The organism is Flammeovirga yaeyamensis (genome assembly GCF_018736045.1).
Lineage (GTDB): Bacteria > Bacteroidota > Bacteroidia > Cytophagales > Flammeovirgaceae > Flammeovirga > Flammeovirga yaeyamensis.
This window is the reverse complement of record NZ_CP076132.1, coordinates 2,597,273-2,611,147: the sequence shown is the minus strand read 5'-3', so window position 1 is coordinate 2,611,147 and position 13,875 is coordinate 2,597,273. Positions and strand designations below refer to the sequence as shown.

Here is a 13,875-nt window from a genome sequence, read left to right as displayed (position 1 = left end):
CTAAAACAACAGAAATAAAGAAGAGAAAAACATTAGATTTTTATTTGATCAGCTACTCTTATCGCAGAAAGAATAGCTCCTTCCATATACCCTCCAAACTGATTTGAAGTTTCTGTTCCTGAAAAGTACAACTTATCATTCATGTAACTTTCCTGAAGTAAAGGATGTCCATTATTCTGATGAGGGCTATTCATAATATGATTATCACTGATGAGATATTTATCATTCCAAATCTTGTCATGATAACTCGAAAGTTGTAGGACTTCATCACCTAACAAAGGGGATAATTGATTTAAAACAAAACCTTTTCTTTGCTCTTGTGAATAGGAAGCTGCTCCGGCATTTAAGAAACCTGTAAATCCATATTTATTTTCTTCAAAATTCGTATGATCGTACATTTCAGAGATGATTCCGTTATTACTATATAACAATCCTGATAACTCTTTTTCTCTCCAAAATGGACGCTCATATTCCAATACAAATTTTATAGATTCGGCCATCCATGTTTGAACTGTTGGAAATAACTTATTTAAGGATTCGGGTAAATGAGGCATAAACTTTATTTTTGTACCTACTAAGTGAGGGGGCAAACAAACTATCACTTTATCTGCTTGTACTACTTGCCCATTTGAAGTTTCAATTTCTAACTCATCTCCCTTTTCTTTTATAGAAGTCACATCGGTATTAAGCTGTATATTTTCTTGATTCAAATAACTAACTAAAGTATAAATTATATTTTGTGTACCCCCTTCAACTCTATAAGAAGGCATTTCTGATTCTGGTACAATAAATTGTTGAGGAGGGACAGAAACATCCGTTTGGTAGATCGATACTCCTTTTGTGAATTGTGCAAACTTCTTAATATGAAATTCATTAAGAAGGGATAATACATTTTGATGTGCATCAGAAAACCATGTAGCACCTAATTCTAATGGGGTATCCAACGCTCCTTTAATAGTATGGATACGACCTCCTAATCTATTTGATGCTTCTAAAACCTTTGTCTCTATATTCTTTTTTGAGAATAAATAGGCAAGTGTCAATCCACTTATACCTCCTCCTACAATAACAATTTTTTTATTCATTTAATTTATCGCTTCTTTGAGATTTCACTACCTCAATTTACAGTTCAGAATAATAATTTATGAGTTTCAAAATTGTTTATTGTTAGGTTCAATTAATACCATTTAAGAAATATTTAATCCCATATATTCCAATTAGAATGAATGGAGTCCCTCCAAATACCACTCTTTTCGGAAAGAGCAAAGGCATTTTCAATGGTAACATCATTTCCTAAAATTACTCCTATTGGGACTATTCTTATATTTTCATCTTTAATATCATCTGCCGCTATTGAAAACATTTCCCAATAATTTTCTTCCCATTTCATTATTTCAGTGACGGGATCTCCTTTAAGCACTTCTAAATTTGTCGTCACTTTACTGTCTTTGGGAATTGGTAGATTCCATTCCTCTGTTAACCATTGCCATGCTAATTGAATATTATCACCCCGTTCTTTTGACATATCAGGGATATCAATAGTAAAATGTTTTTCTTCGGGTATAAGTTGATATACCTTAATATCATTAGAATTATAATAATCAAATACACCAAGTGTTAATTCTTTAGACCAACTGAATTTTGCCTCTCTTAATTTGAACTTACCAAAATTATGAGTATTTATCACTGAATTCATATTAGTTAAATCTTTATCTAGTGCTTTGACAATTTCATTAATAATTTGAGACTTTTGTTCTTTGTCGAAATATGCTCCTCCAGCAAAAATTATTTCAAAGCCAAATTTTTCATTTAAACCAATAGAATAGATATATGCAGGTTCAGTACTTTCAATTACAGAAGTAAGATGTAACCCATATTTCTTGATATTATTTGTTATTAAGTTTAAAAATTCTGATCTAGTCATATATATTATTCTTTAAAATTTGAATAAACTTATTCTTTTCATCGTTGAAATAAGAGTATTCGGAAAAATAATATTCATTATTACTAGTTATAATGGTAGGTACTTGATTGAAATTTTTAAATCCTTTTAGCCAAGTTAAAATTTTTTCGATTCTTAATCCTTTATTATTACCCATTTCAATTTGTTTTAGCTTAATAGCTTTAATCTCATGAATTGGGATTTGATAACTTTTTGGCAAAATTGGTCTTAACTTTTTTAGTCGAATCTGCTGAGCACATATTGTTATTTCTTGAGTCTCATAAAATGAATTAATATTTACTACAATCAAGAAAATGGCAATTACAAAGAATGGAATAGTGAATAGTAATCCGATCAGAAGTATTCTAAAAATAAAGATCATCATGGCTATGATTCCAATAAAGTAGATAAATGAAAAAAATAAGCGATAATATCTAAACGAATGAAATTGTTCTAGACCAATTTTTATTATTGTATCTCCTCTCTCTCTAGACACTTGATATTGAACCCTATTACTCATATTTTATTTTTTCAATTTCATCAATAAACCTCATCATAGAAGGCTTTAGGCTAGAAAAATGATCTCCTTCCAATTCTATTAGATTGAAGTTCTCTGGAGTTTTATCATTATATATTTTAGATAGGAATGCATCATTTTTTTTGTATTGATCATCAGTTCCAATGTACATTAGGTGTCTTCTCTCTAGGTAATCCAACATATAAATCGGGCATCTTACCAATAATTCATTTTCATCTGAAATCGAAAAAGGAATAGATTCACTTTTGATCAAATAAGGCAACCATTCTTTGATGTATAAACCGGAACAACTTCCATTTAATTTAGAAGGACAGTTATTATTTAAACTTAGTAATGTTGATATACCTCCTCCAATACTATGGCCAAAGACAAAAATATTGTCAGCATCTACATAATCTTGTTGAGAGAGCCATTTGACAGCATTTTCTGCATCGGTTACTTCACCATAGAAATATTCAAAATTTCCATCGTTTCCATTTTCTCCTCTATAAGTTGGTGCAAAAACAATATAGCCAGCATCGATAAATGGTTGACAATCTCTTAAGTCACCGTAACTAAGGGCAAATCCGCCATGTAAATAAACAATGGCTTTAGTTTTTTTAGTCGAATCGATGTTTTTTGTATTCAGAAGACCCTTCAATTTTAATCCTTCTGATTCATACGTTTCAACTTTAACATTTTCTGGTGGAGTATCAAATTCACTAAAATATTGAGGTGCTTTTACTTCTTTAATAAGCGATGTTTTAAAGTTCGTTCTCAGTTCTTTGAAAGACTTCGCATTCATTAAATCTACTTGATCTTGTTCCTTAGTTTTAGTTTCTTTTTGAGCATTACATCCTAGGATGCAGAAAGTCAATAGACATAAAAATATGTTTTTCATGTTTGTTTGCTTTAAAAATTGAAGATTAATAATCTAATATAATTACTTTTTTAAAAATTTATATTCAATAATCAACCATGCATAGTTTAGCAAAACCGACCATGGACTCAAATTTGGATGAGGAGCTTTTCCTTGACCTAGACGTTTTATTTGTTTTTCATACCAAATAATATTCATCATAGCATCAATCGCTTTTATACCCGTTTTTTTAATATTCACAGTAAAATCAAGTCGAGTTTCTTCAAATATTTCATGGGCAATTTGAGGATATATAGTAAATGGTCGTGCCATTCCAATAATATCTAATTGATCTGAAAGAATAGCCTCTTTCATACCTTCTGGAGTACGAAAACCTCCTGTTAACATTAATGGAGTTTTCGTTACCTTTCTTGCTTTTTCTATATAATCCATAAAATAAGCTTCTCTCTTTGCAGTAGACTCTTTTCTTTTTCCCATCATCACAGGCGCTTCATAAGTACCTCCAGATATTTCAATCAAATCAATTCCTTCCTTCGATAAGATCTTCACTACTTCAATGGATTCTTCTTCTGAAAATCCACCCTTTTGAAAGTCTGCAGAGTTGAGTTTGATACCTATAGGAAATTCTTTACCTACTTTCTCCCTCATTTTACGATACACTTCAACAACAAACCTTGCTCTATTTTCAAGGGATCCTCCCCATTTATCTTTCCTAATATTGGTGTAAGGAGATAAAAACTGACTTACTAAATAGCCATGAGCACCATGAATTTGTACACCTGAAAAACCTGCGTCTTTCAAAATAACTGAGGTGTTTGCAAATCGATTGATTATATCTAAGATCTCATTTTCGGTTAATTCTTGAGGGATTTTTGAAGATGCATTTTTCCTTCCTCCCATTTTTAAAGGAACTGCAGATGGTGCTTTCAATATTGGATTGATTTGTTCCATGGCTTGTCGCCCTGGGTGATTCAGCTGCGCCCATAATTTTGTTTCAGTTCCTTTTACCGTATCGGCCCAAGCTTTTAGTTGCTCAAAGTTATCTCGATTTTCAACAACTATATTTCTAGGTTCACCAATAGCATTGGAATCAATCATGATGTTACCCGTTATCAATAAACCGGCTCCGCTTTCAGCCCATTTTTTGTACACATCAATTAAGAGGTTTGTTGGCTCATGATTTTTGTTTGATAAATTTTCACTCATTGCTGATTTAGCAATTCGGTTATTGATTATTGATCCGTTTGGTAATACTATTTTATCTTTTAGTTCAGTCATCTTATATTTTTATATCATGCGATTCCACCTGAAAAATACTTCGTAATCATCCACTTCCCATTTACTTTACTAATTTCAATATTGTTGTCCCAAAAACAAGCAATACCGCAAGCAAAACTATAATGAAGGTAGCCTTTTGTATAATCTTTATTGAAAACTATTCTTGAAATGAATAAATAACCAAGTTCCTCAGAATCAGTTTCAAAACCTTTAAATTCATCTAGGGGAATTAAACGAATATCAAAATATTCATTATCAAAAACATGATGAATTTCTCGTTCTTTGATACTTCCATTTTTCAACTTTCTAAATAATTTTTCCTCCTCATAATAATATTCTAAACTCGTTTCATATTCCTTTTTTTGATGGTCGATTTCTTCTTTTGTTATGTCAAACCCATCCATCCCAATTAAATAACCTTCAGGTTTAAAAATTTGAGCTGTAACGGTATCTAGAGTTGATATAATATATAGTTTACTCTTTTCATCACCCCTAGTTTTGATTCGTTTTACCTCTTTGAATTTGATCAGTTCTATCAAAATATCATTAATAGCTTCGTACTCTGTATTAATGTAAATATCACTTTCGTAGTTGCTACAACTCACGCAAGAAAAGAGAATAAGTATTTTTAAAGTTAGTTTTTTCATGTTTGTCTGATAACCTTATTAGTTGTTTGTTTTCATAATCTCATATTCAAATTTCAAAACCCTAAGACCCCACAAAGTTAAAGTTTGAATAGCTGTAATTTTGTCATTAAGACAACTAACCACCAATTGATCCTTGAACGACTTAATGAATTTTGTCCATAATTGACCTTTTGAGTCCTTAAGTAAAAAGTAAAACCCACTATCTCCTATTTTTTCACCTGATGAATCCAAAATGAGTTCTCCTTTTGTACCAACACTTGGAGATAAAATAACCGTTGCATTTCCATTGGGTAATGGAAAAACCGCTTTTATACAAGTTTGTCCATTGGGTAATCGACAAGTATCATAAACTCCAGAATACACTACTTGACCAGATTCTTTAAATGTTCTCAACCATATTGTTCTTTTGATTTCATTAGTTTTAGCATCCAATAATTTAATGATTTCATTTGTTAACCCAGATGAATTCTTTATGTCCTTAATTGGCACATTTAATTGCTCAATTCTTTTACTGAAAATCTTTTGAACTAGAATTCCAAAAAACTTGAACAACGGTGTCCATTTTGCTTTTAACAATAGATTATAATCACCTGTATTTTGATAAAAATCAACGACTTTGGGATGTAAACTACCTAATTCATCCTCAGACAAATTAAGCCGTTTAACTGAATCTATCAACCCTTTATTAGCTTTATCTTGATTAATTATAAGTCCTTCATCTTTAGCTAATTGATGAATAAACTTTTTCCCAATGCCATCGATTCCACCAAAAGGACCAATAAGCCAACTATGATTCGATTTACTAATGTTTTCACCAAAAAGTATAACCCATTGTTGAGTAATCCAATCTTGAAGGTGTTGGTTTTTATTAGCGATTCCCATTAATGATTAATTTTTTGGTTAGGAATAAAATTTGTTTTTCCTTTCCATTCTCCAAACTCTCCAATTGGTTTAAATCTTAGAGTTGTAAACTCAAAATGAAAATTCTTTCTCTCTCTTTCTTTCATTGCATCAGAATGCCTTTTTGGATTTTGAACTTCACTATGACCACGAACCATATCAGTCATTTCTTTTTCAGTTTTCCAAATCGAAAACGTAGATACTGTATTGGGGAACTTAACTGATGCCAATGAGAGCGTTGCTCCCGGATGATCTCTCACAAGTTTTTCTACAGGCCTTCCCCAATATATAAATCTTGGAACTGCTAAAGGTTTCATCTTCGCAATTGTAATCGCAACTACTGGTGAGGTAGCACTATCTAATTGTGATTTATTAGTTGGTATTTGAAAACCACTAAACTTTCCCCATTCTCTAATAAAAGACAAACGTATGTGCCAGCCTTTGGCTAAAATTTGTCCAAAGCTGTCTTGTTCTAAATATTTAGCTAGTGCAGCCTCATTTTCCCATTGCATAAATACAGCTACTTGTCCTATTAGAAATCTAGAAGTAGAAATAATAGGCGAACCTAAAGTCATGGCTGTCATATATTCTGAATGTATCAGGCCTTTTGTTTTATTAGAAATTGGATTGGAGAATATCTTCTTTATGGCAAAGAAAAAGGGAAGTTTGACTAAATGGTATGAGAATATGTTCACTTTGTTTTTTATTGAATTGTTCTTTTAGTTTCTATTTCTTAAAAAACCTTGTATTATCAGATATAATTAAGCTACTCAGAAAATATTTGAAGTAAATTGTTGTTTAGTAATTCAATCTATATTTGAATTACTAAAATAATCACTCAATCTAAAACTATTTTTAAGAATTCTTTTCGTCTGAAAAATATACTCACCAGAATACCTCTCAAATTTATTATGTTCAATAATGCTATTTAGATAATTTGTTAGCTCTTCGACATTAAAATCTAAACTTGATTGATTCATAATTGCCTCATTATTGGAATAATCTGTCTTGATTTTTAACTGGATATAGGTATTGTGACCGTTTCCCAAAATATATGGTTTTTGATAAAATGATCTTGGAGGATTTAATGTCGATAAATAGACTAAATTTCTTAATGTCGTTAATTGAGATGCATTTAATTTGCTGATGAATAATTCATTTTTAGAATCATGTGATAAAGAACCAAAGAAAAACACTTCTCCATTTTCTAACACCTCAATGTTATAACCTTTATTGCCATTTATATGACGATTACTTGATAATGAAATAAGTCTAAAGTCTGTTTTAAATGACTCTTCTTTCTCTAAATTCACGAATTTCATCTTTTCGCGATGGAGCACAAAACCTCCTAAATTTTGTATATCCATCCTTATCGGACTAGTTAGTTGTAATTCTAGAGTATCGCTAGTTAGCTTTGTTATTTCTCCTTTAAATGAATAAAATTGGTTAGAATCACATTCCGTAATATGTGATATACAAACATGATTATTAGAATTTTGATAACTAATTTCACCAATTGAATCAATTATTAGCATGCTGTGAGATAGGTAATCAACTTCATTATCACTTGTTGAAATCCATTTTGTGTTGATTAATGAATCTTTGTCAAATTTTGGTTTGGTTTGACAGGAACAAACTAAAATTAGAAGGACTAAAATATATTGAAGAAGTTGTTTCATAATAGTAGATGGTTTTGTTCATTGAATATTTTAAGTCGACATTAATTACCTTTTTTCCTTTGGCATTTAAATACTCTTCAAAATCCCACCCAACCCTCATTCTATTTTCTTGGTGTGTTCTATCAGGATGTTGCTTTTTAAATTCTTCATAGTAATAATCTTCACATTCTTTGTTATTGATTATATATATTCTCTATCTTCTATCATATGATCAAAGGTATTATTTAAAAGCTTCCTCCAGCTCCTCCTCCTGAAAAACCTCCTCCCGTACTTCCACCCGAACTTCCTCCAGAAGAGGACCAGGTACCTGCTGAACCTTTTTTAGCGTTCACTGAAAACTTAATTCTGTCTTTATTCCTTTTAAATCCATCTAATTTGTAAAAATCATAAAGTATATAGATTATAAGAAGCCCTATAATTATTATACCTAAATAATAAGAAACATCTGAACTCTCATTAGTATTAGTTTTATCCTCAAATGTTTTAATAGAATTCAATATAGCTTCCGAATATTGCTCTTCTTTTAATGAAGGTAATAACTTAGCATTCACAATTTCTTGAACCTTATCATTCGGTATTTTTAATGCTGTTTTTGTACTAGTTGCGATAAATGCTTTTCTGTCTTGAGTTGAAATTAATATCAAAATTCCCTATCCATCTTTTGTAGCTCCAATATCCCAATAGTTACCTACTGAAGTAGCAACCTCTCTAATATCATAATTTTCTAAAGATGAAATGATACACACTGAATATTCAATATCAGATTTTCTATTTATTTCATTTATTTTCCCAATTAATGAATTGATTTCGTTCTTGCTTAGTGTATTGGAATAATCATTTACAGAAAATGAGTAGGTAAAAGAATTTGATACGAAATCATCTATTGTACTTGCATTTAAGCATATAGAATTTATAAAAAGGATAATGAACAAAATATTTCTCATGTGTAGTTTGCTTGATTGAGTTTGAATTCGACTTTAATTTATGATACTTTGATGAATTTTAGAAACCGGAATTTTTTGGGTTTGATTTTATCGTTTTGCTTGCCTTGATTTTGGAATGTTAATAACACCACATCCATCAACTAACCAACTATTATCAATCTTCTTTATTTTTATGGTAATATAAAACCCTTTCCAACTCAAACTTTCAACAGTTAAATAATTTGTTGACTTATCGTAATTGAAGAGCTTAAACCTATCATCTGGAAAATCTTGAGCATCAAAAATGGGATCAAAATCAAGACCCATTTCTGGTTCATTTTTTTCAGTTTCTAAAATTATTTTATACAATTCATTTTTAAATGAAACACTAACATTTGGATAGTTATCTATCCAATTCAAGATCTCTTTCCAATCATTACAACTATTTCTGTAACTAACATAATCATTAATAAATTTCACCGCAATATCAGTAAGTTTGTTATTATGTGCTGAAAAGTAAAATATTCTCTCATAGTGAAATTTAGTTGTGTTTATTTCTTTAATATTTCCTGAAATCGTAGTATTACTTTTTGCATTATTAATACTAAAATTTAATAGACTAAGTATTAATAGAAATTTATACCTCATAAATTATGATTAGTTTGCTGTACAATTATTTTATAAATATAAGAGGGATTTTTTCATAATATTCTATATAGGGATAACACCTTGAAATTATATCCCAAAATTATAATAAGATTCCGCTTATTAATTCAATTAAAGTCATTAATGCTAACAGTACAGGGAGAGTTTTTATTATGATTTTTCTCCTATTTCTGCTAAGAAGTTAAACAGATCTGTTGAAGGAGCTTTTGTCAATTCTAACTGATGTCCCATTGTTATTATCTGGCCTCTATGAAAAGTACTATGATTCATACAATGTTGTAATAAATTTTCTTGAGAAAATGTACCAGACAAATTCTTTGTTTTTACTGTTCGTAATTCAGATAATTCACATTCACCTAGATTTAAAGTATAGTTGTCAAATTCTATAGATTGTTCCACTAAACCATTAATTGCTGTTACTGTAGACTTATCCCAGCTTTTATTAAATGGGATCTTTTTTACAACACTAAGGTAGAATATTTGAGCATCCCAAATGTGATTGATCGTCAGACCAATTGTTGGAAAACTTGATTTACAATTTTTATCTAGTCTATTTGCTTCATTAGAGAGCAACCAGTTTGCTATTCTCTGATTAGCCCAGAGATTATATTTGCTTAATAACTTAATTTCTGTCATTTTCTGATGTTACTTTCATTCCCCTTTTACAATGTCAACAAATATATCAAGAGATTTTTATAGAAGAATTTCTCACCAAGTCCTCGTTCCAATTAACTCTTCAATATCTGCATCAGTAAACGAATATGCTTTTGCAATTTCACCGAAATCTAAGGCAAAACTTTCTCGTGCTGCAGTTTCAATCTCACTTTCATTTTCAAAAAACTCATCTTCCAAACTATTAATTTTATTAGTGGCTAGATGAGTTAATTTATATAAGTCTTTTGGGTTTTGGGGATTTTCCTTCTCAATATTTAAACACAATTCGATTAAAATTTTCTCACATTTGTCAACCAAAAAAGGTGGAAAATAAGAATCTGAACGCATATCAACCAAGAAATTATAATTTTTCATTTTCTCATTTTTGATCATGTGTTTTGATACATCAGCCATCTCAAATTTTTGATTTGTTTTTCGTTTACCAAAAAATATTTTAGTTGATAAATAACCAATAATGATAATTAGAATTAAAATGAATACATTTTTCATAATTTGTTTGTTTTTTAATTGTGTCTAAAGTTTACTTTAAGCGAGCACCTTTTTTATCTGTTGGAAAAGCTCTGAACTATTAGAAATCTTATTAGATAAAAAATACTTTTGATTAAATGTTCTAATAATTAATCCATGCTTTTTAAAGATTATTTTGTCCAAATTTTTCAAATCAATTATAATCTTATCTCCTTCCTTGAAGTTGAGAATTAACTGATTACTTTCAACCTGATAAAATGAATTCGCTAATTTTCTAATTGACTTTTTAATATCAATAATAATCAGAGTCCCAGAAATAAAAATAGACATTGAAACAGCAGTCACAATGATCCAAGGATTTACTTGTAAATCTAAAAGCTTTCTAATAAAGATATTTGAGATGATTACTATGATCATAAGTAATATCAATAATCTCTTCGGTAACTTTTGATATACTACTTTTTTAGCGTCTTTATATTCTAATTCAAATTGGTTCAATTTTTAAAAAGTTTATGATGTATTGTGTGTAGAATATTGACAATTTGATATTTATTCTACAAAATTCACTATTGAATGCTCTTAATCTTTAATATTTTTTCAAAAATTAATAGACTACTAGTAAGTAGATAAAATTACTAATTTCGTAATTGTTCCATTTCCTCTAAAGAAGACTCTAGTTTATTTAATATTCCACCATAAATTATTTGTACATCTTTACGGTGAATGGCTTTACTGAAGACACTCATCAAGATAGCAATAGATAGAACTAATAAAGTCGTTCCTAGATGAAGTCCGAAAAAAAGATCGCTATTTTCGCTTACTCTTTCCCGAATGTTTTCAAAACTGCCTGAAAACCAAATACCAAGATAGACTGTAAGAATTAGCAAAGGGTATAAAAATCTATACATTTTACCATATCGTTCAATAGATTGGTCGATCCAATTTTTATATGATTTTAAAAATAAATAACTACTTTGTCCCTTATCTATTTTTTCTAAACTCTTTAATTCGTTGTATGCTGTATAGGCAACATATAACATCATTATCAAAACTATACTACCCGCTATTAGAGCTCCTGCAAAGTAGGAACCAATAAATAAGAGGCTCGAACAAATTATTATTCCCAAAATATTATTCAAGAACATCCTCTTGAATTTAGCTGAAATATGTAATGACTTTTTATTGTATAAATTGTTCACTTTTGGTGCTACTAAAGCATCTTTATTGAGAAACCCTTCTTTCCACATTGTTTCAATTGATTTTTCCATCTAATATTTTTTTTAAGCGTTCTTTAATTCGTTTAATACGTACCCCAATATTATTTGGATTGGTACCAATAATATCTGCAATTTCTTGATATGATTTTTCTTCTAAATAAAGAAGAATTACTGCTCTGTCTACTTCTGACAATTGGCGAATGGCACGGTAAAGTTGATCAAGAGATTCATCGGCAAATGCTTGAGGCTCTTCTGTAATATCACTGGCTATATGATCTGAAGAAGCGCTTTTTTTATCGTTTATCCTTTTCTTTAGCAAAGTCATGTTTACATTCAACGAAAGTCTATACACCCAAGTAGACCATTCAGACTGTCCCTTAAAGCTGTTTCTACTTTTCCAAATTTGCAAACATACTTCTTGGTAGTGATCTTCAAAATCTTCTTGAGTATCCGTATATGCCCTGCATATCTTTACGATTATCGCAGAAAAAGGTACAATGGATATATTATAAAAATCGGTGCTCACTTTCGCTCAAAGTCTTAGTTATTATATATTAAACTACTCTACCAGAAGATACGGCCTTAACATCTAAGGAATGTCCTATAATTAAACCAATGAACATTCCGATTGATATACCAAGTGCTATTCCCATGGATCTCTCTAGATTCGATAAAAACACCGTTCCAACAAGCAAACCAATTGTCATTCCTAAAGCTATACCATTCTTCACGTAATAACCTTTAGGTGCTAACGAAAAAGTTGTTGCTAGATATTTCTCAAATTGGGAAAGAGCTTTTTGGTAAAATCTTTTATCGTGATGTGTTGCAGAAATTAGATTAAGCCTAGCTAACTCTGTCTCTATCGATTTAATTTCAGTTTCAGATAAATCTCTTTCTTTCAAACTAGAAATAATTCGAATGAATTCTTGATAAACCTTGATTTCAGATGTATTACTGGTCTCAGATACTAATCTTTGAAAATAATCTAATGCTTTTTGTAAAGTCATAATTTTAATCTTTTCTTAGTTAGTGGCTCAAATCAAAGATTATTACACCTTTATGAAATATTATTTTCATTAAAGTATAAATTTCATAATAAAAAAGGCGGTGATTTTATAGGTAAACTTCTGGTTTCTTGTAACTTGAATGGTAATAAGCTATTTCTTATCAAAGTATAAAACTTCTTTATTTCAGTAGCATTCGACTTTTGTCAAACTTTATTTTTATTTATCAAAAGAATAGGATTTGAAGTCCACTTCTTCAAACCCGTCATAAATATCGTCTAACTCACCAGTATTTATTATCCTTAGTATAGGAAGCTGCTTTGCTTTTTTTAATGGGACAACTATCTTTCTGTATTCATAACCTTCACCTTTGTTTAAACTTCCTGTCTCCAAGAGAAGATAAGTATCTTTTGAAATTAGTCTTAGCTTCACTTTTCTATCGCTTGCTCCACTACTATCATTTAACTCAAGGTTGATACCATTCTCTATTTTATTGGATTTTTTGATAATAGATAAATTCCAACCTTCCATGTCTGATTCTGCTATCAATCCTTCACTTATTACCATGGGATAGTAAATATTGTATTCGAAGAGAATGTCACTACTTTTCAATCTTTTGAGTTCCACATAAACTCCTTGAAAATCATCTATATTCAGATTTCCATCTACTTTATCAAGATCAATTTGAGGATAATAATTGCCTTTTTCTAAATCGCTATTGAGTTTGTTTATTGTTTTTGAAAGTGATAATTTCAAGTTATTTTCACTTGAATAGTCGATTAGAACCATTCGTTCATCAACTACGTCTGCATCAGTATATTTGATTTTTGAATACTCTAAAATATCAATATTCTTATTTAGGACATAGTCTTTTAGTTGCTTCGAAATAATAGTATCAGCATTAAGCTTGATGCTTTCAATTTTAATTCTAATGTTATCTTGACTAAAAGCATTTGAAGAAACTAATGATAATAGAATTAATGTAAGTTGTTTTAAATTCATACTTATTCTTTGAATGTATTTTAAGAATATATTACTAATTCGTCTTTGGAAAGCTTTTAATATTATATGATCATAAT

General features: G+C 29.9%; 17 protein-coding genes and 1 pseudogene. All 18 read right to left on the bottom strand.

Annotated features, from left to right (window positions below; translation table 11 throughout):
* Positions 1 to 32: 32 nt before the first annotated feature.
* The 18 genes and pseudogenes from KMW28_RS10265 to KMW28_RS10175 all read right to left on the bottom strand — a co-directional run bounded on the left by KMW28_RS10265 (position 33) and on the right by KMW28_RS10175 (position 13,798).
* Positions 33 to 1,085 carry a flavin monoamine oxidase family protein gene (locus tag KMW28_RS10265; RefSeq protein ID WP_169663489.1) on the bottom strand — a complete coding sequence of 351 codons (1,053 nt, stop codon included), beginning with the start codon at positions 1,083 to 1,085 and terminating at the stop codon, positions 33 to 35.
* 113 nt (positions 1,086 to 1,198) lie between these two features.
* Complete coding sequence (locus tag KMW28_RS10260; RefSeq protein WP_169663490.1) at positions 1,199 to 1,924, bottom strand: DUF4262 domain-containing protein; 726 nt, start codon at positions 1,922 to 1,924, stop codon at positions 1,199 to 1,201.
* Positions 1,917 to 2,462, bottom strand: coding sequence for a hypothetical protein (locus tag KMW28_RS10255; RefSeq protein WP_169663491.1), 546 nt, complete (start codon positions 2,460 to 2,462; stop codon positions 1,917 to 1,919). Before KMW28_RS10255 ends, KMW28_RS10260 begins: the two co-directional genes overlap by 8 nt.
* Positions 2,455 to 3,360, bottom strand: a complete 906-nt coding sequence (locus tag KMW28_RS10250; protein ID WP_169663492.1) for an alpha/beta hydrolase family protein — start codon at positions 3,358 to 3,360, stop codon at positions 2,455 to 2,457. The genes KMW28_RS10255 and KMW28_RS10250 overlap by 8 nt, the downstream gene beginning before the upstream one ends.
* A gap of 42 nt (positions 3,361 to 3,402) precedes the next feature.
* Positions 3,403 to 4,617, bottom strand: coding sequence for an NADH:flavin oxidoreductase/NADH oxidase family protein (locus KMW28_RS10245; protein ID WP_169663493.1), 1,215 nt, complete (start codon positions 4,615 to 4,617; stop codon positions 3,403 to 3,405).
* A gap of 14 nt (positions 4,618 to 4,631) precedes the next feature.
* Positions 4,632 to 5,264, bottom strand: a complete 633-nt coding sequence (locus tag KMW28_RS10240; RefSeq protein ID WP_169663494.1) for a hypothetical protein — start codon at positions 5,262 to 5,264, stop codon at positions 4,632 to 4,634.
* Between the two features lie 18 nt (positions 5,265 to 5,282).
* On the bottom strand, positions 5,283 to 6,146 hold the full coding sequence (locus tag KMW28_RS10235) for a hypothetical protein (protein ID WP_169663495.1): 864 nt from the start codon (positions 6,144 to 6,146) through the stop codon (positions 5,283 to 5,285).
* Complete coding sequence (locus KMW28_RS10230; RefSeq protein WP_169663496.1) at positions 6,146 to 6,859, bottom strand: hypothetical protein; 714 nt, start codon at positions 6,857 to 6,859, stop codon at positions 6,146 to 6,148. Before KMW28_RS10230 ends, KMW28_RS10235 begins: the two co-directional genes overlap by 1 nt.
* Before the next feature lie 111 nt (positions 6,860 to 6,970).
* Positions 6,971 to 7,843 (bottom strand): hypothetical protein, encoded by an 873-nt coding sequence (locus KMW28_RS10225; RefSeq protein WP_169663497.1) that lies wholly within the window; start codon positions 7,841 to 7,843, stop codon positions 6,971 to 6,973.
* A 224-nt stretch (positions 7,844 to 8,067) separates the two neighbouring features.
* Positions 8,068 to 8,787 (bottom strand): annotated as a pseudogene (locus KMW28_RS28505) (TPM domain-containing protein).
* 87 nt (positions 8,788 to 8,874) lie between these two features.
* On the bottom strand, positions 8,875 to 9,414 hold the full coding sequence (locus KMW28_RS10210; protein WP_169663500.1) for a hypothetical protein: 540 nt from the start codon (positions 9,412 to 9,414) through the stop codon (positions 8,875 to 8,877).
* 168 nt (positions 9,415 to 9,582) lie between these two features.
* Positions 9,583 to 10,068, bottom strand: coding sequence for a DinB family protein (locus tag KMW28_RS10205; protein WP_169663501.1), 486 nt, complete (start codon positions 10,066 to 10,068; stop codon positions 9,583 to 9,585).
* A 72-nt stretch (positions 10,069 to 10,140) separates the two neighbouring features.
* Positions 10,141 to 10,596 carry a DUF5713 family protein gene (locus KMW28_RS10200; protein ID WP_215585712.1) on the bottom strand — a complete coding sequence of 152 codons (456 nt, stop codon included), beginning with the start codon at positions 10,594 to 10,596 and terminating at the stop codon, positions 10,141 to 10,143.
* A 36-nt stretch (positions 10,597 to 10,632) separates the two neighbouring features.
* Positions 10,633 to 11,073 carry a hypothetical protein gene (locus tag KMW28_RS10195; protein ID WP_169663502.1) on the bottom strand — a complete coding sequence of 147 codons (441 nt, stop codon included), beginning with the start codon at positions 11,071 to 11,073 and terminating at the stop codon, positions 10,633 to 10,635.
* Positions 11,074 to 11,210: 137 nt separating this feature from the next.
* Positions 11,211 to 11,843 carry a hypothetical protein gene (locus tag KMW28_RS10190; protein ID WP_169663503.1) on the bottom strand — a complete coding sequence of 211 codons (633 nt, stop codon included), beginning with the start codon at positions 11,841 to 11,843 and terminating at the stop codon, positions 11,211 to 11,213.
* Entirely contained in the window at positions 11,827 to 12,318 is a 492-nt protein-coding gene (locus KMW28_RS10185; protein ID WP_169663504.1) for an RNA polymerase sigma factor, read from the bottom strand. The genes KMW28_RS10190 and KMW28_RS10185 overlap by 17 nt, the downstream gene beginning before the upstream one ends.
* A 28-nt stretch (positions 12,319 to 12,346) precedes the next feature.
* The gene (locus KMW28_RS10180) at positions 12,347 to 12,799 is read right to left on the bottom strand and encodes a hypothetical protein (protein WP_169663505.1); all 453 of its coding nucleotides are present in this window, start codon (positions 12,797 to 12,799) and stop codon (positions 12,347 to 12,349) included.
* A gap of 216 nt (positions 12,800 to 13,015) precedes the next feature.
* Entirely contained in the window at positions 13,016 to 13,798 is a 783-nt protein-coding gene (locus tag KMW28_RS10175) for a hypothetical protein (RefSeq protein WP_169663506.1), read from the bottom strand.
* Between the last annotated feature and the right edge of the window lie 77 nt (positions 13,799 to 13,875).

What these genes read in the sequence shown, in the direction of transcription:
- KMW28_RS10265 (WP_169663489.1), bottom strand. Translation starts at nt 1,085, where the DNA reads ATGAATAAAAAAATTGTTATTGTAGGAGGAGGTATAAGTGGATTGACA.
- KMW28_RS10260 (WP_169663490.1), bottom strand. Translation starts at nt 1,924, where the DNA reads ATGACTAGATCAGAATTTTTAAACTTAATAACAAATAATATCAAGAAA.
- KMW28_RS10255 (WP_169663491.1), bottom strand. Translation starts at nt 2,462, where the DNA reads ATGAGTAATAGGGTTCAATATCAAGTGTCTAGAGAGAGAGGAGATACA.
- KMW28_RS10250 (WP_169663492.1), bottom strand. Translation starts at nt 3,360, where the DNA reads ATGAAAAACATATTTTTATGTCTATTGACTTTCTGCATCCTAGGATGT.
- KMW28_RS10245 (WP_169663493.1), bottom strand. Translation starts at nt 4,617, where the DNA reads ATGACTGAACTAAAAGATAAAATAGTATTACCAAACGGATCAATAATC.
- KMW28_RS10240 (WP_169663494.1), bottom strand. Translation starts at nt 5,264, where the DNA reads ATGAAAAAACTAACTTTAAAAATACTTATTCTCTTTTCTTGCGTGAGT.
- KMW28_RS10235 (WP_169663495.1), bottom strand. Translation starts at nt 6,146, where the DNA reads ATGGGAATCGCTAATAAAAACCAACACCTTCAAGATTGGATTACTCAA.
- KMW28_RS10225 (WP_169663497.1), bottom strand. Translation starts at nt 7,843, where the DNA reads ATGAAACAACTTCTTCAATATATTTTAGTCCTTCTAATTTTAGTTTGT.
- KMW28_RS10210 (WP_169663500.1), bottom strand. Translation starts at nt 9,414, where the DNA reads ATGAGGTATAAATTTCTATTAATACTTAGTCTATTAAATTTTAGTATT.
- KMW28_RS10205 (WP_169663501.1), bottom strand. Translation starts at nt 10,068, where the DNA reads ATGACAGAAATTAAGTTATTAAGCAAATATAATCTCTGGGCTAATCAG.
- KMW28_RS10200 (WP_215585712.1), bottom strand. Translation starts at nt 10,596, where the DNA reads ATGAAAAATGTATTCATTTTAATTCTAATTATCATTATTGGTTATTTA.
- KMW28_RS10190 (WP_169663503.1), bottom strand. Translation starts at nt 11,843, where the DNA reads ATGGAAAAATCAATTGAAACAATGTGGAAAGAAGGGTTTCTCAATAAA.
- KMW28_RS10180 (WP_169663505.1), bottom strand. Translation starts at nt 12,799, where the DNA reads ATGACTTTACAAAAAGCATTAGATTATTTTCAAAGATTAGTATCTGAG.
- KMW28_RS10175 (WP_169663506.1), bottom strand. Translation starts at nt 13,798, where the DNA reads ATGAATTTAAAACAACTTACATTAATTCTATTATCATTAGTTTCTTCA.